This is a genomic window from Butyricicoccus sp. OF10-2 (genome assembly GCF_003481925.1).
In the GTDB taxonomy this organism is placed as follows: domain Bacteria; phylum Bacillota; class Clostridia; order Oscillospirales; family Butyricicoccaceae; genus Agathobaculum; species Agathobaculum butyriciproducens.
On the sequence record NZ_QUMC01000067.1, the window covers coordinates 1 to 872 of the forward strand.

The 872-nt window shown below is 41.5% G+C and carries 2 tRNA genes and 1 rRNA gene; all 3 read left to right on the forward strand.

From position 1 onward, the window contains the following. Window positions 1-83, forward strand: a 16S ribosomal RNA gene (locus DXB00_RS16105); the annotation flags it as partial. A gap of 173 nt (window positions 84-256) precedes the next feature. Next, window positions 257-332: transfer RNA gene (locus DXB00_RS16110), tRNA-Ala, on the forward strand. A gap of 48 nt (window positions 333-380) precedes the next feature. Further along, window positions 381-456: transfer RNA gene (locus DXB00_RS16115), tRNA-Ile, on the forward strand. Window positions 457-872: the final 416 nt, after the last annotated feature.

Consider the following 872-nt stretch of genomic DNA (forward strand, 5'->3'; position numbering starts at 1 on the left):
CGCGGCCGAAGGTAGGGGTGGTAATTAGGGTGAAGTCGTAACAAGGTAGCCGTATCGGAAGGTGCGGCTGGATCACCTCCTTTCTAAGGAGACCTGAGTTCTGAATAAGGACTCATATCCTATGGTCAATCAGAATGAGCACTTGCAGATCGTTGTTTAATTTAGAGGGTGCAATCGAAAGATTGTGTACCTTCAAAACGTGGAAAAGAGAAGAAACAATTCCGAGGTCCCTGCATCAATCGAAAGGTTGAAATATGGGGGTGTAGCTCAGCTGGGAGAGCACCTGCCTTGCAAGCAGGGGGTCAGGAGTTCGATCCTCCTCATCTCCACCACAGGGCGTCGGAAGACGGAAAACGACGACCGGACGCCGAAAATCAAATGGGCTTGTAGCTCAGGTGGTTAGAGCGCACGCCTGATAAGCGTGAGGTCGGAGGTTCGAGTCCTCTCAAGCCACCACTTACTTTCTTGTGAACAAGAAAGTAAGCAAAGAAAACTTCACTTGCTAGCTTAGTTAATTTTATGAAATAAAATTAACATAAGCGATAAAAGGGAGAGAGGTTTTCAGCAACGCTTATTTGCCAAACAAAACGCAGTTTTGTTTCAAATTTGCGAAGCAAATTTGCACCTTGAAAACTGAACAATACGAAAGCAAAAGCAACATTATAGAGGATAAAAAATTTGTTATTCCGATTTTGAATAAAATCAAGATCAGCATAAAAGGTTTTTCTGATAATATATTGTTGGGATACAATCGAAAAGATTGTACTACAAAATAGCTAAATTTAACCGAGATTACTCTAATAATTGAGATAAACGAAAGTTTATCCGCTACAATCCATGTAAATGGATTTTACAGCTGGTCAAGCTGTAAA